The organism is Kitasatospora sp. NPDC036755, from assembly GCF_040636595.1.
In the GTDB taxonomy this organism is placed as follows: Bacteria; Actinomycetota; Actinomycetes; order Streptomycetales; family Streptomycetaceae; genus Kitasatospora.
On the sequence record NZ_JBEZUT010000072.1, the window covers coordinates 1 to 23,342 of the forward strand.

General features: G+C 73.5%; 19 protein-coding genes. 13 read left to right on the top strand and 6 right to left on the bottom strand.

Features of this window, described 5'->3' with window-relative positions; genetic code table 11:
- Positions 1 to 152 precede the first annotated feature (152 nt).
- From AB0E96_RS13670 to fahA, 5 genes are all read left to right on the top strand, one after another.
- Complete coding sequence (locus AB0E96_RS13670; protein WP_359822507.1) at positions 153 to 1,514, top strand: phosphoribosyltransferase family protein; 1,362 nt, start codon at positions 153 to 155, stop codon at positions 1,512 to 1,514.
- 231 nt (positions 1,515 to 1,745) lie between these two features.
- Positions 1,746 to 2,960, top strand: coding sequence for a 4-hydroxyphenylpyruvate dioxygenase (gene hppD, locus AB0E96_RS13675; RefSeq protein ID WP_359822509.1), 1,215 nt, complete (start codon positions 1,746 to 1,748; stop codon positions 2,958 to 2,960).
- A 42-nt stretch (positions 2,961 to 3,002) separates the two neighbouring features.
- On the top strand, positions 3,003 to 4,205 hold the full coding sequence (locus AB0E96_RS13680; RefSeq protein ID WP_359822511.1) for a cupin domain-containing protein: 1,203 nt from the start codon (positions 3,003 to 3,005) through the stop codon (positions 4,203 to 4,205).
- Complete coding sequence (locus AB0E96_RS13685) at positions 4,202 to 5,209, top strand: hypothetical protein (protein WP_359822514.1); 1,008 nt, start codon at positions 4,202 to 4,204, stop codon at positions 5,207 to 5,209. Before AB0E96_RS13680 ends, AB0E96_RS13685 begins: the two co-directional genes overlap by 4 nt.
- On the top strand, positions 5,206 to 6,438 hold the full coding sequence (fahA, locus tag AB0E96_RS13690) for a fumarylacetoacetase (protein ID WP_359822516.1): 1,233 nt from the start codon (positions 5,206 to 5,208) through the stop codon (positions 6,436 to 6,438). The genes AB0E96_RS13685 and fahA overlap by 4 nt, the downstream gene beginning before the upstream one ends.
- A gap of 247 nt (positions 6,439 to 6,685) precedes the next feature.
- On the opposite strand, the gene AB0E96_RS13695 is transcribed toward fahA, so the two are convergent.
- Positions 6,686 to 7,456: an SDR family oxidoreductase gene (locus AB0E96_RS13695; protein ID WP_359822518.1), complete on the bottom strand. Its 771-nt coding sequence runs from the start codon at positions 7,454 to 7,456 to the stop codon at positions 6,686 to 6,688.
- 100 nt (positions 7,457 to 7,556) lie between these two features.
- Here AB0E96_RS13695 and AB0E96_RS13700 point away from each other — a divergent pair, with 100 nt between their 5' ends.
- The 5 genes from AB0E96_RS13700 to AB0E96_RS13720 all read left to right on the top strand — a co-directional run bounded on the left by AB0E96_RS13700 (position 7,557) and on the right by AB0E96_RS13720 (position 14,107).
- A complete protein-coding gene (locus tag AB0E96_RS13700) occupies positions 7,557 to 8,210 on the top strand; it encodes a TetR/AcrR family transcriptional regulator (RefSeq protein ID WP_359822520.1) in 654 nt (217 codons plus the stop codon).
- A 129-nt stretch (positions 8,211 to 8,339) separates the two neighbouring features.
- Positions 8,340 to 9,419, top strand: coding sequence for an enoyl-CoA hydratase/isomerase family protein (locus AB0E96_RS13705; RefSeq protein WP_359822522.1), 1,080 nt, complete (start codon positions 8,340 to 8,342; stop codon positions 9,417 to 9,419).
- A 131-nt stretch (positions 9,420 to 9,550) separates the two neighbouring features.
- Positions 9,551 to 10,216: a GntR family transcriptional regulator gene (locus AB0E96_RS13710; protein ID WP_359822525.1), complete on the top strand. Its 666-nt coding sequence runs from the start codon at positions 9,551 to 9,553 to the stop codon at positions 10,214 to 10,216.
- 201 nt (positions 10,217 to 10,417) lie between these two features.
- The gene (gene aceE, locus AB0E96_RS13715) at positions 10,418 to 13,180 is read left to right on the top strand and encodes a pyruvate dehydrogenase (acetyl-transferring), homodimeric type (protein ID WP_359822527.1); all 2,763 of its coding nucleotides are present in this window, start codon (positions 10,418 to 10,420) and stop codon (positions 13,178 to 13,180) included.
- 141 nt (positions 13,181 to 13,321) lie between these two features.
- Positions 13,322 to 14,107, top strand: a complete 786-nt coding sequence (locus tag AB0E96_RS13720; protein WP_359822529.1) for an enoyl-CoA hydratase — start codon at positions 13,322 to 13,324, stop codon at positions 14,105 to 14,107.
- Positions 14,108 to 14,302: 195 nt separating this feature from the next.
- Here AB0E96_RS13720 and AB0E96_RS13725 read toward each other — a convergent pair whose 3' ends face one another.
- On the bottom strand, positions 14,303 to 16,126 hold the full coding sequence (locus AB0E96_RS13725; protein ID WP_359822531.1) for an NAD-binding protein: 1,824 nt from the start codon (positions 16,124 to 16,126) through the stop codon (positions 14,303 to 14,305).
- A 228-nt stretch (positions 16,127 to 16,354) separates the two neighbouring features.
- Between AB0E96_RS13725 and AB0E96_RS13730 the strand changes: the two genes are divergently transcribed.
- The gene (locus AB0E96_RS13730) at positions 16,355 to 16,954 is read left to right on the top strand and encodes an HdeD family acid-resistance protein (protein WP_359822533.1); all 600 of its coding nucleotides are present in this window, start codon (positions 16,355 to 16,357) and stop codon (positions 16,952 to 16,954) included.
- Positions 16,955 to 17,082: 128 nt separating this feature from the next.
- Here AB0E96_RS13730 and AB0E96_RS13735 read toward each other — a convergent pair whose 3' ends face one another.
- From AB0E96_RS13735 to AB0E96_RS13745, 3 genes are read right to left on the bottom strand one after another with little or no spacing between them, the layout of a single operon-like run.
- Positions 17,083 to 17,790 (bottom strand): DUF6461 domain-containing protein, encoded by a 708-nt coding sequence (locus AB0E96_RS13735; protein WP_359822535.1) that lies wholly within the window; start codon positions 17,788 to 17,790, stop codon positions 17,083 to 17,085.
- Between the two features lie 46 nt (positions 17,791 to 17,836).
- The gene (locus AB0E96_RS13740) at positions 17,837 to 19,396 is read right to left on the bottom strand and encodes a CoA transferase (RefSeq protein ID WP_359822537.1); all 1,560 of its coding nucleotides are present in this window, start codon (positions 19,394 to 19,396) and stop codon (positions 17,837 to 17,839) included.
- 22 nt (positions 19,397 to 19,418) lie between these two features.
- The gene (locus AB0E96_RS13745; RefSeq protein WP_359822539.1) at positions 19,419 to 20,048 is read right to left on the bottom strand and encodes a LysE family translocator; all 630 of its coding nucleotides are present in this window, start codon (positions 20,046 to 20,048) and stop codon (positions 19,419 to 19,421) included.
- A 224-nt stretch (positions 20,049 to 20,272) separates the two neighbouring features.
- On the opposite strand from AB0E96_RS13745, the gene AB0E96_RS13750 reads away from it, so the two are divergent.
- Together AB0E96_RS13750 and AB0E96_RS13755 are read left to right on the top strand one after the other, a co-directional pair.
- Entirely contained in the window at positions 20,273 to 20,731 is a 459-nt protein-coding gene (locus AB0E96_RS13750) for an Lrp/AsnC family transcriptional regulator (protein WP_359822541.1), read from the top strand.
- 63 nt (positions 20,732 to 20,794) lie between these two features.
- Entirely contained in the window at positions 20,795 to 21,502 is a 708-nt protein-coding gene (locus AB0E96_RS13755; protein WP_359822544.1) for an N-acyl homoserine lactonase family protein, read from the top strand.
- A 69-nt stretch (positions 21,503 to 21,571) separates the two neighbouring features.
- Here AB0E96_RS13755 and AB0E96_RS13760 read toward each other — a convergent pair whose 3' ends face one another.
- Complete coding sequence (locus AB0E96_RS13760) at positions 21,572 to 22,795, bottom strand: cytochrome P450 (RefSeq protein ID WP_359822559.1); 1,224 nt, start codon at positions 22,793 to 22,795, stop codon at positions 21,572 to 21,574.
- Positions 22,796 to 23,342: the final 547 nt, after the last annotated feature.

Below are 23,342 nucleotides of genomic sequence, written 5' to 3' on the forward strand. Positions count from 1 at the left end.
TAGGCCCGGGTGGGGTCGGTCCGCCGGCTCATCCGGGCGGTGCTGAGCTGGGCCACCCAGCCCCAGGGGCAGGGGGATCCGTCCACCGCGCCGGCCCCCGCGACCGCCCCCGCCCGGCCGGAACGACGTACGGTGGAACCGGAGGCCGTGTCATGCACGTCACCGGGACCCACTTCACCCGCTTCGCCGACCGCACCGAGGCGGGCCGTCGGCTGGCCGCCCGCCTGGGCCACGTGGCCGGTCCGGACGCCGTGGTCGTGGCGCTGCCGAGGGGCGGTGTGCCGGTGGCCGCCGAGGTCGCGGCGGTGCTCGGCGCACCGCTGGACATCTGCGTGATCCGCAAGCTCGGTGTGCCCTACCAGCCCGAGCTCGGCATGGGGGCCATCGGCGAGGACGGTGTCCGGGTGCTGAACGACCAGGTCATCCGGTTCGCCTCGGTCACGGACGGGCAGCTGGCCGAGGTGGAACGGCGCGAACGCGCCGAGCTGGCCCGCCGTGCCCGCCGCTACCGGGGCGACCGGCCGCCGGCCGACCTGCGCGGACGCACGGTGGTCGTGGTGGACGACGGCATCGCCACCGGTTCCACCGCCCGCGCCGCCTGCCGGATCGTCCGGGAGCGCGGGGCGGCCCGGGTGGTGCTCGCGGTGCCGGTCGCGCCCGCGGACTGGGCCGAGCGCCTCGACGGGGTCGCCGACGAGCTGGTCTGCGTCGACACGCCGTCCCCGTTCCACGCGATCGGCGAGTTCTACACCGACTTCTCCCAGACCGGGGACGAGGAGGTGCTGCGGCTGCTGGCCGAGGCCCGTGGCAGTGCCCCGCCCGCGGCCGCCGCCGGGGTCGACCGCGAGCTGCTGCTGCCCGTCGCCGGGGTCCGGCTCGCGGGCCGGCTGACCGTGCCGGCCGGTGCGCGCGGGGTCGTCGTCTTCGCGCACGGCAGCGGCAGCGGCCGGCACAGCCCGCGCAACCGGTACGTCGCCGAGTACCTGAACCGCACCGGGCTGGCCACGCTGCTCTTCGACCTGCTCACCGAGGACGAGGAGCCCGACCGGCGGAATGTCTTCGACGTGCCGCTGCTGGGCGGGCGGCTGACGGCCGTCGCCCGCGAACTGATCGGGGACGGCGCGGGGGACGCCACCGTGCCCGAGACCGGGGGCCTGCCGCTCGGCCTGTTCGGCGCCAGCACCGGCGCCGCTGCCGCGCTGCACACCGCGGCCGAACTGGGCCCGGCGGTGCGCGCCGTGGTCTCCCGGGGCGGCCGCCCGGACCTCGCCGCGCCCGACGCCCTGGCCCGCGTCCGCGCCCCGACGCTGTTCGTCGTCGGCTCCCTGGACCCCGCTGTGCTCGACCTCAACCGGCAGGCCCGGAGCCGGCTGCGCTGCGCGACCGAGCTCGCGGTGGTACCGCACGCGAGCCACCTGTTCGAGGAGCCGGGGACCTTGGACCGGGTCGCCGAGCTGGCCTCGGACTGGTTCCTCCGCCGCCTCCCGCACCCCGCCGGTCCCGGAAGTACGTGACCGTCCCATTGCGCAGACTTCGCGCATCACCCCCGGTCAGCAACGCATTTTGCGCAGCCGCCGACGGGAATTTCTGATCAGCTTGTACACATTGAGCAGTCAAAATCCGACCTGTTGCCCAACCACTCCGACAGTAGCAAGCTCTCCGCAACCACACCGCCCACCCGTTCGCGGTGCGGTCGCGGCCCAGCGGATGCCTCGACGACGAGGCCCGAAGTGGAGGAACGAGCGATGACCCCGCAGTCCCACGCCCTTGAGTTGACCCCCGAGGAGCGCGAGGCCGGTCTTGACGCCGACCAGCTGCGCCGCCTCGTCGGCCTCGTCGAACACGACGCGGCCGCCGACCCGTTCCCGGTGACGGCCCAGGACGCGGTCGTCTTCGTGGTCGGCAACGCCACTCAGACGGCCCAGTTCTACCAGGTCGTCTTCGGCATGGAGCTGGTCGCCTACTCCGGCCCGGAGACCGGCCGTCGGGACCGCAAGGCGTACGTGCTGCGCTCCGGCTCCTGCCGCTTCGTGATCAAGGGCGGCGTCCTGCCGGACAGCCCGCTGCTGGACCACCACCGCCGGCACGGCGACGGTGTCGTGGACCTCGCCCTGGAGGTCCCGGACGTCGACAAGTGCATCGAGCACGCCCGCGCGACCGGCGCCACCGTGCTGGAGGAGCCGAACGACGTCTCGGACGAGAACGGCACCGTGCGGCGCGCGGCCATCGCCACCTACGGCGAGACCCGCCACACCCTGATCGACCGCTCCCGCTACCACGGCCCGTACCTGCCGGGCTACGTCGTCGCGGAGAGCAGGGTCACCCACCCTGAGGGCTCGCCCAAGCGCCTCTTCCAGGCCCTCGACCACGCCGTCGGCAACGTCGAGCTGGGCCGGATGGACGAGTGGGTGACGTTCTACAACCGCGTCATGGGCTTCGTGAACATGGCCGAGTTCGTCGGCGACGACATCGCCACCGAGTACTCCGCGCTGATGTCCAAGGTCGTCGCCAGCGGCAACCACCGGGTGAAGTTCCCGCTCAACGAGCCGGCCATCGCCAAGAAGAAGTCCCAGATCGACGAGTACCTGGAGTTCTACACCGGCCCCGGCTGCCAGCACATGGCGCTCGCCACCAACGACATCCTCACCACCGTGGACGTGCTGCGGTCGCGCGGCGTCGAGTTCCTCAACACCCCGGACGCCTACTACGACGACCCGGAGCTGCGCGAGCGGATCGGCAAGGTCCGGGTGCCGATCGAGGAGCTGAAGAAGCGCGGCATCCTGGTCGACCGCGACGAGGACGGCTACCTGCTGCAGATCTTCACCAAGCCGATCGGCGACCGCCCCACCGTCTTCTACGAGTTCATCGAGCGGCACGGTTCGCTCGGCTTCGGCAAGGGCAACTTCAAGGCGCTCTTCGAGTCCATCGAGCGCGAGCAGGACCGCCGCGGCAACCTGTGAGCGTCGGAGAGCTCTGACGAACGGTCGAGGAGGACCACGGAGATGGCGTACTACCGGCAGACGGGCAGCATCCCGCCCAAGCGGCACACCCAGCACCGCACTCCCGAAGGCGGGCTCTACTACGAGGAGTTGATGGGCGAGGAGGGGTTCTCCTCGGACTCCTCGCTGCTCTACCACCGGGGCATCCCCTCGGCCGTGGTCAACGCGGTGCCCTGGGAGCTGCCGGACCAGTCCACGGTGCCCAACCACCCGCTCCTCCCCCGTCACCTCAAGCTGCACGAGCTGTTCGCGGACCAGGACTGGAAGTCCGCGGACGTCGTCGGCAGCCGCAGGCTGGTCCTCGGCAACGGCGACGTGCGGATCTCGTACGTCGCCGCCGGGGCCCCCAGCGAGCTCTACCGCAACGGGCTCGGCGACGAGTGCGTGTACGTGGAGTCCGGCTCCGGCACGGTCGAGACGGTGTTCGGCTCGATCGAGGTCGGGCAGGGCGACTACGTCATCATCCCGCGCGCCACCACCCACCGCTGGGTACCGGACGGCGACGAGCCGCTGCGCGCCTACTGCATCGAGGCGAACAGCCACATCGCCCCGGTCAAGCGCTACCTGTCCAAGTACGGGCAGCTGCTGGAGCACGCGCCGTACTGCGAGCGGGACTTCCGCGGGCCGGTCGGCCCGCTGGTCGTCGACACCCCCGGGGACGTCGACGTGCTGGTCAAGCACCGCGGCCCGAACGGGGTCGCGGGCACCCGCTACACCGTGCCGCACCACCCCTTCGACGTGGTCGGCTGGGACGGCTGCCTGTACCCGTACGCCTTCAACGTCAAGGACTTCGAGCCGATCACCGGCCGGATCCACCAGCCGCCGCCGGCCCACCAGGTGTTCGAGGGCAACGGCTTCGTGATCTGCAACTTCGTTCCGCGCAAGGTGGACTACCACCCGCTCTCGATCCCGGTGCCGTACTACCACGCCAACGTGGACAGCGACGAGGTCATGTTCTACTGCGGCGGCGACTACGCGGCCCGCAAGGGCTCCGGCATCGGCCAGGGCTCGATCTCGCTGCACCCGGGCGGGCACACCCACGGGCCGCAGCCGGGCGCGTACGAGCGCAGCATCGGCGCGGAGTTCTTCGACGAGCTGGCCGTCATGGTGGACACCTTCCGCCCGCTGGAACTCGGCGAGGGCGGCCGGGCGAGCGAGGACGCCAACTACGCCTGGACCTGGGCCGGTCGGGGGCCCGGGCGATGAACGCGCTGCCTTCCGGGGGCCCGGACCACGAGCCGGCCCCCGAGCCGGTCACCGGGCCGGTCACCGGGCCGGTCACCAGTCTGGTTCCCGAGCTGTTCCGCGGGCTGTTCGACGATGCCGCGGTGTTCCCTCCGGGGAACCTGGCGGTCGCCGACGCGGTGCCCGCGCACCGGAGGCACCGTGCGGCCTGGTACGCCGAGGCGGTCGGCCCCCTCCTCTGCGGAGCCGGCCGACTTGGCGAACTGGCCGCGGCGGTCACGAACTCCCCTGCGGTCGCGGGCACTTCCGCGTCCCCCGGGGATACATCGGGGGGCGTGGCGGGGGCGGACGGCTCGGTGGCGGCGGAAGACCGGCCGCTCAAGGTCGGGCTGGTGCTGCCGGGGGGCAGCACCGAGCTCGCCCCGGCGCTCGCCGCCGCCGCGCCGTTCGAGCTGGCCGGCGTCGAGCTGGCCACCCGGGACGCCGCCGAGGCGGTGGCCGCACTGGACCGGCTGCTGCCGCCGGACATCCCCGCCGCCGTCGAGCTGCCGCGCGAACTCCTGCGCGGCGACGGGCTGGACGCCGTCCTGGACGTCCTGGTGGACAGCCCCTACCGGGCGAAGTTCCGCACCGGCGGACTGGTCGCCGAGGCGTTCCCGAGCGAGGACGAGCTGGCCGCCTTCCTCGTCGGCTGCGCGCGGCGCGGACTGCCGTACAAGTGCACGGCCGGGCTGCACAACGCCGTCCGGCACACCGACCCGGAGACCGGCTTCGAGCACCACGGCTTCCTGAACGTGCTGCTGGCCGCACAGGAGACCGACCTCGCCGCCGCGGCGGCGGTGCTGGCGGAGCGCGACGGCGAGGTGCTGGCCAAGGCCGCGCGAGCAATGGCGGACCGTCAGGTCGTGATGATCCGGAACTCGTTCACCGCGTTCGGCACCTGTAGCATCGCCGAGCCCTTGGGCGACCTGGCCGAGCTCGGCCTGCTGCCGTCGCCCAGCCCACTGCACCAGGAGGACCGTTGAGCACCACCCCCAGCCGTCCCGGCAGCTGGCTCGCCAGCGCCCAGGACTCGCCGTTCGGCGTGCACAACCTGCCGTACGGCGTCTTCACCGCCGCCGACCGGCCCGGGCGGCGCCGGATCGGCGTGCGCGTCGGGGACTTCGTGCTGGACGCCGGGGCGGCCGCCCGCGCGGCCGGTGCGCCGTCGGCACTGCTGGAGGCGGACTCGCTCAACCCGCTGATGGCGGCGGGGCGCCCGGTCTGGACCCGGGTCCGGGCGGACCTCACCACCTGGCTCACCGACGCGTCCTTCCGCGAGGCGCTGTCGCCGGCGCTGCTGTCGGCCGACGAGGTGGAGCTCCACCTGCCGTTCGAGGTCGCCGACTACGTCGACTTCTACGCCTCGGAGCACCACGCCACCAACCTGGGCCGGATCTTCCGCCCGGGATCCGAGCCGCTCACCCCCAACTGGAAGCACCTGCCGATCGGTTACCACGGACGGGCGGGAACGGTCGTGGTCTCCGGCACGCCGGTGGTGCGCCCGCACGGGCAGCGCAAGGCGCCCTCCGACGCCGCGCCGACCTTCGGACCGTCGCGCCGGCTGGACATCGAGGCCGAGGTCGGCTTCGTCGTCGGCACGCCGTCCGAGCTCGGCCGGCCGGTCCCGCTGGACGACTTCCGCGAGCACGTGTTCGGCGTCTGCCTGCTCAACGACTGGTCGGCGCGCGACATCCAGGGCTGGGAGTACGTGCCGCTCGGCCCGTTCCTCGGCAAGTCCTTCGCGACCTCGGTCTCGCCGTGGATCGTGCCGCTGGACGCCCTGGAGCACGCCCGGATCGCGCCGCCGGAGCGCGACGTCGAGCCGCTGGCGTACCTGGACGACCGGGGCGGCGAGCCGTGGGGCCTGGACCTGGCGATGGAGGTCCGGCTGAACGGGCACCCGGTCTCCCGGCCGCCGTTCGCCACCATGTACTGGACGGCGCAGCAGCAGCTGGCCCACATGACCGTCAACGGCGCCTCGCTGCGCACCGGCGACCTGTTCGCCTCGGGGACGGTCAGCGGGCCGGAGCGGGACACCCGGGGTGCGCTGATCGAGCTGACCTGGAACGGGGAGGAGCCGCTGAAGCTCCCGGACGGGACGACCCGGACCTTCCTGGAGGACGGCGACGAGGTGGTCATCACCGCCACCGCGCCCGGACCGGACGGCGCCGTGGTCGGCTTCGGCGAGGTCTCGGGGCGCGTCCGGGGCTGAGAGTCCAGGGAGGCCTCGGACACCGGTTCGCGGACACCGGTTCACAGGCGCCGGTTCACAGGCCCCGGACTGCGGACACCGGACTGCGGACACCGGGTCACCGACGCCGGAGAACAGGCACGAGCAGCAGGTCACGGGTTTCAGATGACAGCCGACAGCTGACAGATTTCATCATCTGTCAGCTGTCGGCTGTTTGCCGTCCGCGCCCAGCACCCCCTCGCGGACGCCCCCCGAGCCCCGCCTACAGCTACAGCCCCGAGCCGCCGGTGGCATCGACCACCCGGCCGGTCATCCACCGCGCCTCGTCCGAGGCGATGAAGGCGACGATGTCCGCGATGTCCTCCGGCGCCCCGACCCGGCCGAGCGCCGAGATCGAGGCCGCCTTCGCCCTGGCCTCCGGATCGCGCAGCCACTCCGCGTTGAGGTCGGTGTCGATGATCCCGGGCGCCACCGAGTTGACGGTGATCCCGCGCGGCCCGAGCTGCTGGGCGAGGTTGAGCGAGAAGGTGTCCAGCGCCCCCTTGGTGGCGCCGTAGGCCATGATCTCCGGCATGGCGAGCCGGGCCAGGCCGCTGGAGACGTTGATGATCCGGCCGCCGTCGCGCAGCCGTTCCAGCCCGTGCTTGACGACGAAGAATGGCGCGCGGACGTTGACCGCGAAGACCTCGTCGAACTCCCCCTCGGTCAGACCGGCCAGGTCGGAGCTGCGCCCGATCCCGGCATTGTTCACGATGATGTCGACGCCCCCGGCCGGCGCGTGCTCGGCTATCCGCGCGTCGAAGGCCTCCCACAGCGCGACGGCGTCGCCGTGCCGCCCCAGCGCGGCGGGCAGTGCGAAGGCCCGGCCGCCGTCCCCGCGGATGCCCGCCACCACTTCCTCCGCCGCCGCCTCGTTCCGGGCGTAGCCGACGGCGACGGTGGCGCCGTCCCGCCCGAGCCGGCGGGCGATGGCCCGTCCGATGCCCCTGCTGCCGCCCGTGACCATCGCCGTCCTGCCCTGAAGCCTGTTCGCGCCCATGGCCGATCCCCCTCCTGCTGCACTCCGGGTAATTCTTGAGCGGTCGCTCAAGAAAGAAGCTAGCACACCGTTCTTGAGTGAGTGCTCTAAAATTCGGCACATGGCAGAACCCCCCACGGCGAGCGCGGCATCCGGAAGCGGGACGACCGGCCCCGGGCCGGCCCCCCGACGCGGCCGACCGCCGGCGTTCGACCGGGCCGAGGCGCTCGCCGCGGCCACCCGGCTGTTCTGGCAGCTCGGCTACGAGGCCACCTCGGTCGCCGACCTCACCGCCGCCATGGGCATCCGCCCCGGCAGCCTGTACGCGGCCTTCGGCGACAAGCGCGCGCTGTTCGAGGAGGTGGTCCGCCAGTACGGCCTCTCCCCCGTCGGCGCGTTCGCGACGGTCGCGCTGGCGGAGGAGCCCACCGCGTACGGCGCCTTCGCCCGGATCCTGCGCGAGGCCGCCGTCGTCTACGCCGACCCCTCCCATCCGGCCGGCTGCCTGGTGATCTCCGCGGCCACCAACGTCACCCCGCAGGACGCCGGCATCCAGGAGCGGCTGCGCGACCAGCGCAACGGGAACCTGCGGATCTTCGAGGAGCGGCTGCGCCGAGCGCGACAGGACGGCGAACTGCCGCCCGAGGCCGACCCGAAGGCGCTGGCCGCCTTCTTCGGCACGGTCCTCCAGGGCATGTCCCAACAGGCCCGGGACGGCGCCACCGTCGCCGACCTGGCCCGCACCGCCGAACTCGCCCTGCGCGTCTGGCCCTGAACCGCGGCCGCGCACCCGCCCCGGCCGGTGCGGCCCGGTGACCGGAACGCCCCGCCGGCCCCGGTACGGTGGACGCCGGGGTTCCGGCAGGAACCAGGTCGACATCGTCGAGGGACGGGAGCGGACCCGGTGGACACAGAGGTGGCGGAGGTCCGGGCGTTCCTGGACGGCGGGGTCGGACGGCTCGTGCTGAACCGCCCGCGGGCGCTCAACTCGCTGACCCACGGCATGGTCACCGCCCTCCACGCCACCCTCGCGGACTGGGCGTCGGACGACCGGATACGCGCCGTGGTACTCACCGGCGCCGGCGAGCGGGGCCTTTGCGCGGGCGGCGACATCCGCGCGATGCACGGCGACGCCATGACCGGCGGGGCCGGCACCCGGGCGTTCTTCCGCGACGAGTACCGGCTGAACGCGCTGATCGCCCGCTACCCGAAGCCGTACGTCGCGGTGATGGACGGCATCACCATGGGCGGCGGCGTCGGGGTGTCCGCCCACGGCGCGGTGCGGATCGTCACCGAGCGTTCCACCGTCGCGATGCCCGAGACCCGGATCGGCATCGCCCCGGACGTCGGCGGCAGCCGGCTGCTGGCCCTGGCCCCGGGCGAGTTGGGCACCCACCTCGGGCTCACCGCGGCCTCGATGGGCCCGGGCGACGCCCTGCTGTGCGGGTTCGCGGACCACTTCGTGCCCTCGCCTCGCCTGCCGGACCTGCTCGACGCGCTGAGCCGGAGCACCGCCGCGACCCCCGCCGCCGGGGTCACCACCGCCGAGGTCGCCGCCGTCGTCGCCGCGCACGCCGAACCCGCGCCGCCCGCCGCACTGGCCGCCGACCGCGCCTGGATCGACGCCTGCTACGCGGCCGACACCGCCGAGGAGATCGTCGACCGCTTGCTGAACTCCGGTGTGCCGGAGGCGAAGGAGGCCGCCGAGGCCGTCCTGGCGAACTCCCCCACCGCCGTGAAGACCACCCTGGCCGCGCTCCGCCGCGCCCGTACGCTGCCCTCGCTGGAAGCCGTGCTCGACCAGGAGTACCGGATCGCCTGCGCCGCGCTGGAGAGCCACGACATGGTCGAGGGCATCCGCGCACAGGTGATCGACAAGGACCGCACGCCCCGCTGGAAGCCCGGCACGCTCGCCGAGGTGACGGACGCGGACGTCGCCCGCTTCCTCGCCCCGCGCGGGGACGACGAGCTGGGCCTGGCCTAGGCCGTGTCTTGTGGATCTTGTCGGACCCGGCGAAGACCCGCAGGACACGCCCTGGGCGCGCCGCACAGGTCTTGCCGGGGCCGACGCCCCCGGCCCCTCCCCACCTTCCACCGGCACACCTGGAGTCCGCCATGAACCACCCGGTCCCGCCGCCGCCCCCGGCCGGGGACACCGATCCGCTGTCCCGGGTGCCGCTCGGCGAGCAGGTGCGCGGGCTGCTCCTTGAGGGCCTGCTGAACGGCCGCTGGCAGCCCGGGGACCGGATCGTCGAGCGGCGCCTGGCCGCCGAGTTGAACGTCAGCCAGGCGCCGGTCCGCGAGGCGCTGCACGCGCTGCGGACGCTCGGGCTGCTCGACGCCGAACCCAACCGGGGCGTGCGGGTGCGCGAGATCGGCCCGTCCGAGCTGCGCGAGGTCTACCAGGTGCGCGCTTCCCTGGAGCGGCTGGCCGCCGAGTCGGCGGTGGTCCGGCTGGCCGGGGACACCACCGGCCTGGAGCGACACGCCGAGCGGATGGCGGCGGCCGCGGCGGCCGGCGACGCCCTCGGCCAGGCCCGGCACGGGGTGGCCTTCCACCGCGAGATCGTGGCCGCCTCCGGCAACGGCACGCTGCTGCGGACCTGGGAGGGCCTGGGGGTCGAGGTGTGGACGGTGCTGTCGCTGCACCGGGTCCGGCCGGAGCTGCACGACAACGCCGCCGACCACGGGCCGCTGATCGAGGCCTTCCGGCGACAGGACCCGGAGGTCGGCAGGCTGCTGGCCGAGCACGTCCTGGAGTACGCCCGGCACTCCGACTGAACCACCCGGCCTCCGGGGGCTTCCTCCCCGCACCTCATTCAAGTTCGCATAAGGATGATCGATCATCGCTCAAATTACCCGCCAGTAGCGGTTGACGCATCTCCAGCCCGCTCCCTACGGTCCCCTTAGTTCCATGGAGAGGAATGCTATTCCGCATCACGGAATCAGCACCCTGAAGCGCACCGTAAAGGGGAACCACCCGTGTCCCAGCTCGACCAGCTTCCCGACCACGACCCCGAGGAGATCGCGGAGTGGCGCGCGTCCCTCGACGCCGCCCGCGACTTCGGCGGTCCGAACCGCGCCGCCCACCTGCTGCGCCGCCTCGTCGAGCACGCCGAGCTGCAGCGGCTCGACGTCCCGCCGCTGCTGGACACCCCGTACGTCAACACCATCCCCACCGCCGCCGAACCGGACTTCCCCGGCGACGAGGAGATGGAACGCCGAATCACCGCCTGGAACCGCTGGAACGCCGCCGCCATGGTGACCAGGGGCAACCACCGCGGCGGCCTGGGCGGCCACATGGCCACCTACGCCTCCGCCGCCTGGCTGTACGAGGTCGGCTTCCAGCACTTCTTCCGCGGCAAGGAGGCCGACGGATCCGGCGACCAGCTGTACGTGCAGGGCCACGCCGCCCCCGGCGTCTACGCCCGCGCGTTCCTGGAGGGCCGGATCTCCGAAGCCCAGCTGGACCGCTTCCGCCAGGAGGTCGGCGGCGACGGCCTGCCCTCCTACCCGCACCCTCGCCGGCTACCCTGGTTCTGGGAGTTCCCGACCGTCTCGATGGGCCTCGGCCCGCTCTCGGCGATCCACCAGGCCCGGTTCAACCGGTACTTGACCGCCCGCGGGATCAAGGACACCTCCGGCTCGCACGTCTGGGCCTTCCTCGGCGACGGCGAGATGGACGAGCCCGAGGCCACCGCCGCGCTCGCCCTGGCCGCCCGGGAGAACCTGGACAACCTCACCTTCGTCGTCAACTGCAACCTGCAGCGGCTCGACGGTCCGGTGCGCGGCAACGGCAAGATCGTGCAGGAACTGGAGCGCCGGTTCCGCGCGGCCGGCTGGAACGTCGTCAAGTCGCTGTGGGGTGAGGCCTGGGACGACCTGCTGGCCCGGGACACCACGGGCGCGCTCGTCCGCCGGCTCGGCGAGGTGCCGGACGGCCAGTTCCAGACCTACGCCGCCTCGGACGCGGGGTACGTCCGCGAGCACCTCTTCCGCGGCTCGCCCGAACTGCGTTCGCTCGCCGACACCTTGGACGACCAGCGGCTGATCGGAACCGTCGCCACCTCCCGGGGCGGCCACGAACCGCGCAAGGTGTACGCGGCCTACCGCGCCGCGCTCGGACACCGGGGCGCGCCCACAGTGGTACTGGTGCAGACCGTCAAGGGCTGGACCCTCGGCCCCGGCTTCGAGTCCCGCAACGCCAACCACCAGATGAAGAAGCTCTCCGGAGCCGAGTTCCGGGCCATGCGCGACCTGCTCGAACTCCCCATCCCGGACACCGCATTGAACGAAGCCCTGCCCCCGTACGCGCACCCCGGACCGGACTCCCCGGAGGCCCGGTACCTGCGCGAGCGCCGCGCCGCACTGAGCGGGCCCGTACCCGCCCGGCGGGTGCGCTTCACCCCGCTGCCCACCGCTCCCGCGAAGCCCTTCGAGACCCAGTTCAAGGGCTCCGGCAGCCAGGAGATCGCCACCACCATGGCGTTCATCCGGCTCGTCAAGGACCTGATGCGGGACAAAGCGACCGGCCACCGCTGGGTGCCGATCGTCCCGGACGAGGCCCGCACCTTCGGCATGGAGTCACTCTTCCCGACCGCCGGAATCTACTCCCCGCTCGGACAGACCTACGACCCGGTCGACCGCGACCAGCTGCTCCATTACAAGGAATCGGCGACCGGCCAGATCCTCAACGAGGGCATCACCGAGGCCGGTTCGATGGCCTCGCTGACCGCCGCCGCGACCGCGTACGCGACCCACGGCGAGCCCGTCGTCCCGTTCTACATCTTCTACTCGATGTTCGGCTGGCAGCGCACCGCCGACCAGATGTGGGCGCTGGCCGACCAGTTGGGTCGGGGCTTCCTGATCGGCGCCACCGCCGGCCGCACCACGATGACCGGCGAGGGCCTCCAACACGCCGACGGACACTCCCAGTTGATCGCCTCCACCAACCCGGCCGCGCTCTGCTACGACCCCGCGTTCGGCTACGAGGTGGCCGCGATCGTCCGCGAGGGACTGCGCCGGATGTACGGCGGCAGCGAGCGGCACCCCCACGGCGAGGACGTGTTCTACTACCTCACCGTCTACAACGAGCCGCTGGTGCAGCCCGCGATGCCGGACGGCGAGGACGTCGTGGAGGGCATCCTGCGCGGCCTCTACCGCTACCGCGCGGCGGACGCCTCGGCCCTGACCACCGCCCAGCCGCCCGTCCGACCGCTCGTCCGACCGCTCGTCCCGCCCGCCGACCGGCCCGCAGAAGCGCCGCGGATCCAGCTGCTCGCCTCCGGCACCGCCGTGCGCTGGGCCCTGACGGCCCAGCGACTGCTCGGCGAGGAGTGGGGCGTCGCGGCCGACGTCTGGTCCGCGCCCTCCTGGACGGAGCTGCGCCGCGAGGCACTGGAGTGCGACGCGGCCAACCTGGCGCAGGCGGCGGCCGGGGCCGGAACGGCGGCCCGCGTCCCGTACGTGACCCGGGCCCTGGCCGGGGCCCCCGGGCCGGTGCTGGCGGTCAGCGACTGGATGCGCGCGGTGCCGGACCAGATCCGTCCGTGGGTGGAGCAGGACTGGACCTCGCTGGGCACCGACGGTTTCGGCCTCTCGGACAGCCGGGCGGCGGCCCGACGGCACTTCGGGGTGGACGCCGAGTCGGTGACCGTCGCCGCGCTGGCCGCACTGGCCCGCCGGGGCGAGGTCGGGCCGGAGACCGTACGGCGGGCGGCGGAGCGCTACGGCGTCCGCTTCTGACCGGTGCGGCGCCGCCCCTCCACCGGCTGGTGACCGGCGTCTCGCATACCAAGACTGGCGCGAGGCGGGGCGCGTCGTAGATCGTTGGGTGGTCAGGGCGCGCCCACGGGCGCCGAGCAGCGGAAATGGGAGTCGACGGCGATGACCGAGACCGAGACCTACGAGACGATCCTGGTCGAGCGCAAGGGCCGGGTGGGGCTGATCACGCTCAACCGGCCCAAGGCGCTCAACGCGCTCAACACCCAGCTCATGAACGAGGTCGTCGCCGCCGCGACGGCCTTCGACCGGGACCCGGAGATCGGCTGTCTGGTGATCACCGGCTCGGAGAAGGCCTTCGCGGCCGGCGCCGACATCAAGGAGATGCAGGGCAACCGGTTCCCCGACGTCTACCTGGACGACTGGCTGGGCCCGTGGGACCGGCTCGGTGCCCTGCGCAAGCCGGTGGTGGCGGCGGTGGCCGGGTTCGCGCTGGGCGGCGGCTGCGAGCTGGCGATGCTGTGCGACGTCCTGCTCGCGGCGGACACCGCCAAGTTCGGGCAGCCGGAGATCAAGCTCGGGGTGATCCCCGGCATCGGCGGCTCGCAGCGGCTGACCCGGGCGGTCGGTAAGGCGAAGGCCATGGAGCTGTGCCTGACCGGCCGGATGATGGGCGCCGAGGAGGCCGAGCGGGCCGGGCTGGTCTCCCGGATCGTCCCGGCGGACCAGCTGCTGTCCGAGGCGCTGGCCACCGCCGGGACCATCGCGGCGATGTCCACCCCCGCGGCGATCATGATGAAGGAGAGCGTCAACCGCGCCTTCGAGACCACGCTCGCCGAGGGCGTCCGCTTCGAGCGCCGGCTCTTCCACGCCGCCTTCGCCACCGCGGACCAGAAGGAGGGCATGGCGGCCTTCGCCGAGAAGCGCCCGCCGGAGTTCACCAACCGCTGACGCATCGCCGACGGAGTTCAGCTGACAGATTTCAGATGTTGAAATCTGTCAGCTGAACTCTGTCATCCGTCGACTGTCATCCGCCAGTTGTCCGGCGTCGCCCGGCTGAACACGCCGCCGGGACCGGGACCGGCCGATCCGGCCACCCCGGCCGCCCCGGCCGCCCCGGCCTGCGTGGCCGACCCGGTTACCGGCTCAGTCCTCCGCCACCGCCGCCGTGTTCAGCCGGGCGAGCCCGCTGCGGGTGGCGGCCACCACGATCTGGTCCCCCGGGGCCAGCCGCCGGGTGCGGTCGGGGAAGTTCCACTGCAGCGAGCCGCCGTGGGCGAAGCGCAGGGCGATCACCCGGACGCCGCCCGGGTCCTCCAGGTCGTGCCGGTTCAGCCCGATCAGCCCGCTGCCGTCCGCCACCTTCAGCTCGGCGATCAGCAGCACGTGCCGCAGCACCGACAGCGTCCCGCGCACCTCACGCCCCATCAGCGCGGCCGCGAAGGCGGGCGCCGCCAGGTAGGACACCGACCGGGAGGCCGCGTTGTCCAGGGTCTTGTAGAAGTGGCCGGCGAAGTCGTCCTCGAACAGCCGCACCACCACCCGGACCCCCGGATTCCCGTGGCGCGCCTCCAGGGCCGCCTCCAGGTTGGTGGCGTCGTCCCCGCTGACCGCCACCAGGGCCCGGCTGTGCTTCAGCCGGGCCCGGCGCAGCTGCTGCTCGAACGGGCCGTCGCCCAGCACCACCGGGATTCCCAGCGCCCGCACGGCGGCGATGCCGCGCGCCTGCGGGTCCCGCTCCATGCAGACCACCGGCACGCCCATGTCGTGGAGCTGGGTCGCGACCCGGGTCCCGACGTTGCCGAGGCCGACGACGATCACGTGGTCCCGGGTGCCCGCCCCGGGGTTGCGCGGCTGCCCACGCCGCCCGGAGCCCAGCACCTCGACCGCGATGGCGGTGGCGACCGGCGCGAAGGTGATCCCGCAGATCGTGATCACCACCTGCGCGACCCGCTGCCAGAACCCTCCGGTGCCCGTCCCTGCGGCGATGTCGCCCGGCTGGTCCGGCTGGGCGGCGCCGGCCAGGTCGAGCAGCGCGATGTAGACGGTCCAGCCGAAGTTCCGGTTGAGGTACCAGAGCACGCCGAAGGCCAGCAGTACCGCCACGAGGGCGGTGAGCAGCACCAGCCGCATCCGGGCGCTGGTGAAGAAGCGCATGGTGTCCAGCAGCCGCCAGCGTAGCCGCCGTCGCCAGTCGATCGGCTCCCTGGGCTCGATCCTCAGCGCCTGGAGCGCGGCCCGGCCGCCGGGTTCCTCCGCCGGATCCGCTTCGGCCGGAACCACCGGCTCGCGCCGGATGCCGCCGGGGCGAACGGGTCCGTCGTCTCCGAACTCGCTTGCGAGCCGGACGAATTCGGCGGAGTCGCCGCCCTGTTGCTCGGGCAGCAGCCGGATCCTGCTGAGGTCCTGACGGTCGATCTGGTCGGCGACCACGCAGATCCGGTCCGAGGTGATGTCGTCGTCGAACGCGATGTGCAGGTAACGCCCTTCGATCTCCACCGAGTTGGGTCGACCGAGCGCCGCGGAGGCGAAGGCCGGAGCGGCGGTGGCGGAGCCGGAGAGCGCGGCGCCGTTCTTGAGCAGTCGTTCGATGTTCTCGCCGAGCCGCTGGTTGAACATCCGGAACACGATGCGGATGTCCGGGTTGTGGTTCTGGGCGCTGAGCGCGGCGTGGATGTTCTCCTGGTCGCTCCCCTCGACCAGGGCGAGACCGCGCGCGGTGCCGATGGACACCGCGCGCAGCGCCTCCTCGGTGACGCTCGCGTACTCCACGACCGCGGCGACGCCGGAGAGTTGCTCGATCTGCGGCGCGTGGTCACGGGTTCGGTCGGCGACCAGGACGACGACCGGGACCTCGTAGTGCTCGACGAGCTCCCGGACCAGTCGGTGGGCCAGCGCGTTGCCCCCGCAGACGATGTAGTGCTGGCTGATCGGCTCGACCGGAGGGGTCCCCCACCCTTCAGAAGTCATACTGGCCGACGATATGGGCGCCGAGTGTCCGGGGGATGACATTCCGGCGACTGCGGCGGATCACCCGAACGGCCGTATCCGGCGCGCGGCCACACGGTGGCGCGGAGAGGCTGGGGTTCGTTCCCTGCCCGTCAGCCGGCCGACCCGCCCCCGCCCGTCCTGCGTCGTCACCGACCAGCACGCCACCGGCCACCCGTCGCCCGGCGTCAGCCCGAGGAGTACGCCACCGTGGCCCCTCCGATCATCACCCCCGACGGCACCCCGGTCCAGGGCCCGCTCGGACTGCTCGCCAAGGCGGCCTGGCAAGTCCTGCTGGTCGCCGGACTCGCCTCGCTCGCCCTCGGGATCGTGGTCTTCGTCTGGCCCCGGGAGACGCTCCTGGTGGTGGGCGTCCTGTTCGGCCTCTACCTGCTGGTGATCGGCATCGTCCAGTTGGTCGCCGCGTTCGGCACCCACTCCACCACCGCTCTGCGGGTCCTGGCCTTCATCAGTGGCGCGATCTGTGTGCTGCTGGGGCTGCTCTGCTTCCGCAGCGCAGTGCAGTCGCTGCTGCTGCTCGCTCTCTGGATCGGGATCGGCTGGCTGTTCCGCGGCATCACCCAGCTCGCCGCCGCGATCTCCGACCCGTTGATGCCGGCCCGCGGCTGGCAGGCCTTCGCCGGTGTGGCGAACACCCTGGCGGGCGTGCTGCTGATGGTCTGGCCGGTCGGCTCGATCGCCGCGCTGACCGTGCTGGCCGGGTGCTGGCTGGTGATCCTGGGCCTGATCGAGATCGTGACGGCGATCCAGGTCCGCAGCCGGGCCAAGCGGATCCCCTCGGGGATCTGACCGCCTGCGCACCGACCGCGCCGACCGCACACACCGCACCGACGGCTGCGTCACCTGCGTCAACTGCACCGAGTGTGCGCCGAGGCCGTGTCCCGCCGGGGCACGGCCTCACGGCTTGCCGGAACCGGTCACGGGCGGGGCGCGTAGCCGATCCGGAAGGTGGCGGACTCCAGCCGGTCCGGGTCGAGCCGGACGTCGGTCAGCCGCTCGGCCAGTGCGAACGCGGCCTCGCCGCACAGCGCGTGCGACTCCGTCTCCAGGTCGAAACCGCAGGCGGTCAGCAGCTCGGGAACGCCCGGGGCCTCGGCGTCCGAACCGTCCCGCTGCCCCGGGAAGAGCGGCTCGAAGTGGAGCCGCCGGATGCCGTGCTCCCACCAGTGGAAGTGGTCGACCGCCATGGAGTTGCGGAAGTGCGAGACCAGCCGGGTGCCCTCGCCGAGCCGGGGAAGGATCTCGTCCAGGGTGCCGAGGTAGCCGAACGGCTCCACGCCGATCGCCCAGCCGTCGAGCTCGGTGACGGCGACGAACAGGCGGTCGTCAGCCGCGCCGGGCAGCGCCCCGGCGTCCTCGCCCTCCCCGACCTCTTCGTCATCCCCGGTCTCTTCGTCCTCCTCGTCCTCCTCGTCCTCCTCGTCCTGCTCGTCCTCCCCGTCCTCGAAGGACTCCCAGGCCGCGACCACCGCGTCCAGCCCCGTGACCTCCCGGCCGGGCAGAGCGTCGAAGCGGCGCAGCAGCTCGTCGGCGGAGATCCCCTGGACCTGGGTGAGGCAGTGGGCCTCGCCCAGGACGGGGTAGCGCTGCGCGAACCAGGTGTAGTCGGTGGCGTGTGCGGTCATGACGAGGATGCTGCCAGACGCCTCGGACACCGTTCGCCCGGCGTCCTCAGAGCCAGACCGGCTCGTCCGTTCCCCAGCGCCCGGGCGGGCGCGACCAGTCGGCGGGCGCCCCCTCGTACCCGATCGGCGGCAGGGCGTGGCGCAGCCGCCCGTACGCGGAGTCGGTCTCGGCCAGCCACCGGGCAGGGTCGTACGGCTCGGACGAGGCCCCCCGCGGTGCCTCCGGTTCGATCCCGTGCAGCAGCCAGGAGGCCGTACCGGCGAGGGAGAAGCGCAGGTGGCGGCCGCCGGGGCGGCGGGTGCGCTGGTCGGTGAGGGAGCGCAGGACGGCGGCGGCGAGGAGGTAGCCGGTGCCGTGGTCGAGGGCCTGGGCGGGCAGCACGCCGGGGCGGCCGTCGGGGGCGGCCTCGTGGGCGGCGATGCCGACGCCCGCCTGGACCAGGCTGTCGAAGCCCCGCCATCCGGCCCGGGGACCGGTCCAGCCCCAGGCGCAGAGCTGGGCGAGGACCAGGTCCGGGCGGCGGGCGAACAGGGCGTCCGGGCCGAGCCCGTGGACGTCGAGGGCGCCGGGGCGGTAGGCGGTGACGAGGACGTCGGCGGTGGCGAGCAGGTCCTCGAAGGCGGCGCGGTCGGTCGGCTCGGCGAGGTCGAGGCGGGTGGAGCGCTTGCCGAAGCCCGTGTCGGCGTGGGCGTCGTCGGCCTCGGGCAGCCGGGGCGAGTCGACCCGCAGGACGTCGGCGCCGAGCAGGGCGAGGGTACGGGTGGCAACGGGACCGGCGATCACCCGGGTGAGGTCGAGGACCCTGATCCCGGCGGCGGGCCGGTCCACCGGGGACCCGCCGAGCGGGCGCACCGGCGCGGCTCCGGCGAGGGCGCCGACCTCCCGGTGCTCCACGAGGGGGTGCACGGCCTCGCTCACCGGCGTGACAGCCACCGCGAGAGCCCCCGCCTCGTACGCGCGCTCCTGGATCCGCTCGGCCGGCAGCCTGCCGAGCACCTCGGCGAGCTGCTCGGGCCCGGCGTCGGCGGCGAGGCCGAGCACGGCGAGCAGCCGGGAGCGGTGGTGCGGGTAGTTGGCGTGGGTGCGGACCCAGCCGTCGGCGGTGCGCCAGAAGCCGGAGTGCGGGGCGAAGGTGACGGGCGCACGGCCGTCGACCGTCAGGTGCCGCTCGCTGACGAAGGCGGTGGCGACGGCGCCCTGGTCGACCCGGACGGCCGGGACGGGCCCGCCGCCGCGATGGGCGGCGAGCTCGGCGGCGGCCAGCGAGCAGACGGCCACGGCGGCCCGGGCGAGCCGGCGCACCGGCAGCCCGGAGGGCAGGACGTCCTCCGGGCCGTGGAAGGTCACCCGTTCCAGCAGCTCGGGCGGTCCGCCGAGAGCCGCCCAGGCGTGGGCGGTCGGGCGGTCGAGGTGTCCGGGGCCTCCGGTGGTGCCGGCAGTGCCGGTGGTGCCAGTGGTTCCGGGATTTCCGGTGGTGCCGGCAGTGCCGGTGGTGCCAGTGGTTCCGGGATTTCCGGTGGTTCCGGCCTTGTCGGTGGTACCGGGCTGACCGGTGATCCCGGTCGTTCCTGGGGATCCCGCCGGCAACGAACGACGATCAGTCATGCCCGGCATTGTGCTCCCGTTCTCAGGCGCTCGCCGTGACGCCCGCCACCAGCATCAGCAGCACCGCCGAGACCACCGTCATCCGGCGGGCCGCCCGCGGGGTGCCGCCGAACCGGCCGCCGAGCCGCCCGCTGGCGTACGCGACCAGCCCGTACACCACCGCGCAGGCCAGCACGTTGAGCGAGCCGAGCGCGAGCACCTGCCCGCCGACCGGCAGCGCGGCGTCCGGGTCGACGAACTGCGGCACCAGGGAGAGGTAGAGCAGCAGCCCCTTCGGGTTGAGCAGCGCGGTCAGCATGCTCTGGCGCAGCACCGTCGCGGTGGGCTGCGGCTTGGGCTCCGCCAGGGCGGCGGCGCCCCCGCCCTTGCGCAGCGCCATCAGCATCATGACGGCCAGCACCAACAGGTACGCGGCGCCGGTGAGGCGCAGCACGGGCAGGGCGGCCGGAACGGCGCGCAGCGCGGCGGCCAGTCCGGCGCTGGAGAGCAGGGTGTGGACGGCGTACCCGGCGCAGACCCCGCCGACCGCGATCAGCGCGGCGCGCCGGCCCTGGCCGAGGCCCCGGGCGGCGATGTAGAGCCAGTCGGGGCCCGGGGTGCAGACCAGCAGCAGGTCGACTCCGAGGAAGAGGAGGAGGGCGTGGGTGTCCATGGGCGTGGGCGTGGCCTGTCGTGCTCGTCGCGGTGGGGCCCGGCGGATCGGCCGGGGGTCTCCCGGCGTGGGCCGGGAAGGCTCCGGTAGTGGGCCAGGGGTGCCCCGGCGCACGGCCGGGCGGCCCCGGCAGCCGGTGCGGTCACTGAAGGTAGCCGGATCGGGCTGGCACGCGATGGCGACTTTCCGCAGGTCGGAGCGGCGCTTTGGCAGAATGTTGCGCCATGGACCGAATCGACCGCAGCATCCTGCGCGAGCTCCAGCAGGACGGGCGCCTCACCAACGCCGAGCTGGCCTCCCGGGTGGACCTCACCCCCTCCCCCTGCCTGCGCCGGGTGCGCCAACTGGAACAGGACGGCGTGATCCGCGGCTACCGGGCGGTGCTGGACGGCGCGGCGGTCGGACGAGGATTCCAGCCCTTCGTGACGATCACCATGCGCCACGAGGACCAGGTGACGGTCGCCGAGTTCGAGCGCCGGGTGGCCGAGCTGCCGGAGGTCGTGGAGGCCCACCGGCTGTTCGGCGAGCCCGACTACCTGCTCCGCATCGCGGTCGCCGACATCGCCGCGTACGAGCGTTTCATCACCGACGTGCTCTCCGGTCTGCCGGGCATCGCACAGGTCAACTCGCACCTGACGATGAAGCAGGTGAAGGCCGACCGGGGGCTGCCGGTCGGCAGGTAGGGTGCGAACCGGGGGCCCGCACGGCCGCCCGTACGGGGCCAGGGCGACGCACTGCGACAAGGCATGGGGGCTGAATTGCGCGTGATCCGCCGTCTCGACCTGGGGTACATCATCCGGCCGGCCACCGAGACGGGCGGCCCGGAGCCGCGCGTGGAGCCCGTGCTCGCGTACCTGGTCAGACGCCCGGAGGGGCTGCTGCTCTTCGACACCGGGATCGGTGGCGGCGAGCCGGAGACCGAGGCGCACTACCGTCCGGTCCGCCGCCCGCTGCCGGAGGCGCTCGCCACCGCCGGGGTAGCCGTCGCCGACATCGACCTGGTGGTCAACTGCCACCTGCACTTCGACCACTGCGGCGGCAACCCGCTGTTCGCCGGCACGCCCGTCCTGGTCCAGGCGGACGAGCTGGCCACCGCCCGGCGCGGCGGGTACACCATCGACGCGCTGGTCGACTTCCCCGGCGCCGAGTACCGCGAGCTGGACGGCGAGGCCGAGGTGTGGCCGGGCGTGCGGGTGCTCCCCACCCCCGGCCACACCGGGGGCCACCAGTCCCTGCTGGTCGACCGCCCCGGCACCGGGCCGGTCCTGTTGGCCGGACAGGCCTACGACTTCGCCTCCGAGTACGGGCAGGCGGTGCTCGCCCGGCGGGCGGCACGCGAGGGTGCGGCCCCGCCGCTGCCCGGGTACCGCTCCTGGCTCGACCGGGTGGCTGGGCACGGGCCGAGCCGGGTCCTGTTCGCGCACGACCACGCGGTCTGGGAACCGGCCGGCTAGGCACTCCGGACGTCCGGGTGCTCCGGGGGAACGGAGCGGCCCGGACGTCCGGTTCGGAAGACGTTCGCTTCAGAAGGTGAAGCGCAGCGAGCGCACGCGGTGGTCGAAGCTGGACGGGACGAGCTGCGGCTCGCCGACCGACCTCGCCTCGGGCAGCCGGGTGAACAGCTCGCGGAACAGCACCGTCATCTCCTGCCGGGCCAGGTGCGCACCGAGGCAGTAGTGCGGACCGCCACCGCCGAAGCCGAGGTGGGAGTTGGGCGTGCGGGTGATGTCGAAGACATCCGGGTCGGGGAAGACGTCCTCGTCGCGGTTGGCCGAACCGTAGAACAGCGCGACCCTCTCTCCCGCCCGCAGCAGCGGGCCGCCGGCGCCGCCCAGCTCGTGGTCCACGGCGAGGGTCCGGTTGAACTGGATGATCGGCGTGGCGTGGCGGATCATCTCGTCCACCGCGCCGCCGAGCCGCCCGTCGAGGTCCTCGAGCAGCAGGGCGCGCTGCTCGGGGTGGGCGGTCAGCAGGTGCAGGCCGTGGGCCAGCGCGTTGCGGGTGGTCTCGACCCCGGCGACCAGCAGCAGGCTGAAGAAGGCGCCCAGTTCGCGCCCGGTGAGCCGACGGCCGTCCAGGTCGGCGGTGACCAGCGCGGAGATCAGGTCCTCCTCCGGCCGACGCCTGCGTTGGCGACCGATCCCCGCGACGATGCCCTGCATCCGGGCCAGCGCCCGGAGCCCGCGCCCGGGCACCCGGAGCCCGCGGCGCAGCGGGCGGGCCACCCCGATGTCCTCGGAGCTCCGGTTGACCAGTTCGAGGATGGTGCGGCGCGGCCGCTCCGGGATGCCCATCATGGCGCAGATCACCTGGAACGGGAGTTCGGCGGCGACCGCGGTCACGAAGTCCTCCGGCCGCTCCCGCTCGATCCGGTCGACCAGGTCGGTGCTGATCCGCCGGACGTCCTCCTCGACCCGGTCGAGCAGCCGGGGCGTGAACGCCCGCGAGACGATCCGGCGCAGCTGGGCGTGGCGGGGGTCGTCGAGGTTGACCATGGAGTCGCCGAACAGCAGCCGGACCCAGCGGGCCGGGGCGGGGGTGGTCACACCGGGACCGCTGAGGAAGACGCCGGGCGTGCGGCTGGCCTCGACCACGTCGGCGTGACGGACCAGGGCGTGGAAGCCTCGGCCGGTGGCGCGGTCGCCGAAGAACACCGGGCCGGGGCGGCGGCGCAGCTCGGCGAAGGCGGCGGCGCGGGCGGGGGCGGGCAGCTGCCAGAAGCCGGGGTCGGCGAGATCGACCGACACGGGGTCGGCGGACGCGGGGTCGGCGGACGCGGGCGGAGTGGAGGGCTGAGCCGCGTCGGCGGGCTCGGCGGGCTTGGCGGGGTCGGCGGGCTCGGCGGGGTCGCCGGTGACCGGGTCGGCGGATCCGGGGGAGTCGGCCTGATCTGCGGATTCGGCCTGCTCCGCGGCTCCGGCCGGTTCTGTGGATTCGGCCTGCTCCGCGGCTCCGGCCGGTTCTGCGGCTTCGACCGGTTCTGCGGCTCCGGCCGCCTTCGCGGCTTCGGCCTCCTCTGTGGTTCCGGCGGGCTTCCCGGTTCCGGCCGGTTCAGCGGCCTCGGACGCCTCGACGGCCTCGGACGCCTCGACGGCCTCAGGCGCCTCGACGGTTCGGGCCCGGTCGCCGGGCTCCGCGGCCTCGGCCGGGGCCTTCGCCCGCTTCGGGCCCGTCGCCTGCTGTGGGACGGTCGGCTCCGCGGGGGCGGACTTGGCACTGTCGGCAATGGGCGCCGAGGTATCCGTCGGGGTCTCCAAGGCCGGACCTCCCTGTTTGTGGACGACATCGTCCCGA

What these genes read in the sequence shown, in the direction of transcription:
- AB0E96_RS13695 (WP_359822518.1), bottom strand. Translation starts at nt 7,456, where the DNA reads ATGGGCGCGAACAGGCTTCAGGGCAGGACGGCGATGGTCACGGGCGGC.
- AB0E96_RS13755 (WP_359822544.1), top strand. Translation starts at nt 20,795, where the DNA reads ATGGGGGCTGAATTGCGCGTGATCCGCCGTCTCGACCTGGGGTACATC.
- AB0E96_RS13725 (WP_359822531.1), bottom strand. Translation starts at nt 16,126, where the DNA reads ATGACTTCTGAAGGGTGGGGGACCCCTCCGGTCGAGCCGATCAGCCAG.
- AB0E96_RS13745 (WP_359822539.1), bottom strand. Translation starts at nt 20,048, where the DNA reads ATGGACACCCACGCCCTCCTCCTCTTCCTCGGAGTCGACCTGCTGCTG.
- AB0E96_RS13750 (WP_359822541.1), top strand. Translation starts at nt 20,273, where the DNA reads ATGGACCGAATCGACCGCAGCATCCTGCGCGAGCTCCAGCAGGACGGG.
- AB0E96_RS13680 (WP_359822511.1), top strand. Translation starts at nt 3,003, where the DNA reads ATGGCGTACTACCGGCAGACGGGCAGCATCCCGCCCAAGCGGCACACC.
- AB0E96_RS13735 (WP_359822535.1), bottom strand. Translation starts at nt 17,790, where the DNA reads ATGACCGCACACGCCACCGACTACACCTGGTTCGCGCAGCGCTACCCC.
- AB0E96_RS13720 (WP_359822529.1), top strand. Translation starts at nt 13,322, where the DNA reads ATGACCGAGACCGAGACCTACGAGACGATCCTGGTCGAGCGCAAGGGC.
- AB0E96_RS13685 (WP_359822514.1), top strand. Translation starts at nt 4,202, where the DNA reads ATGAACGCGCTGCCTTCCGGGGGCCCGGACCACGAGCCGGCCCCCGAG.
- AB0E96_RS13700 (WP_359822520.1), top strand. Translation starts at nt 7,557, where the DNA reads ATGGCAGAACCCCCCACGGCGAGCGCGGCATCCGGAAGCGGGACGACC.
- AB0E96_RS13740 (WP_359822537.1), bottom strand. Translation starts at nt 19,396, where the DNA reads ATGACTGATCGTCGTTCGTTGCCGGCGGGATCCCCAGGAACGACCGGG.
- hppD (WP_359822509.1), top strand. Translation starts at nt 1,746, where the DNA reads ATGACCCCGCAGTCCCACGCCCTTGAGTTGACCCCCGAGGAGCGCGAG.
- AB0E96_RS13670 (WP_359822507.1), top strand. Translation starts at nt 153, where the DNA reads ATGCACGTCACCGGGACCCACTTCACCCGCTTCGCCGACCGCACCGAG.
- AB0E96_RS13710 (WP_359822525.1), top strand. Translation starts at nt 9,551, where the DNA reads ATGAACCACCCGGTCCCGCCGCCGCCCCCGGCCGGGGACACCGATCCG.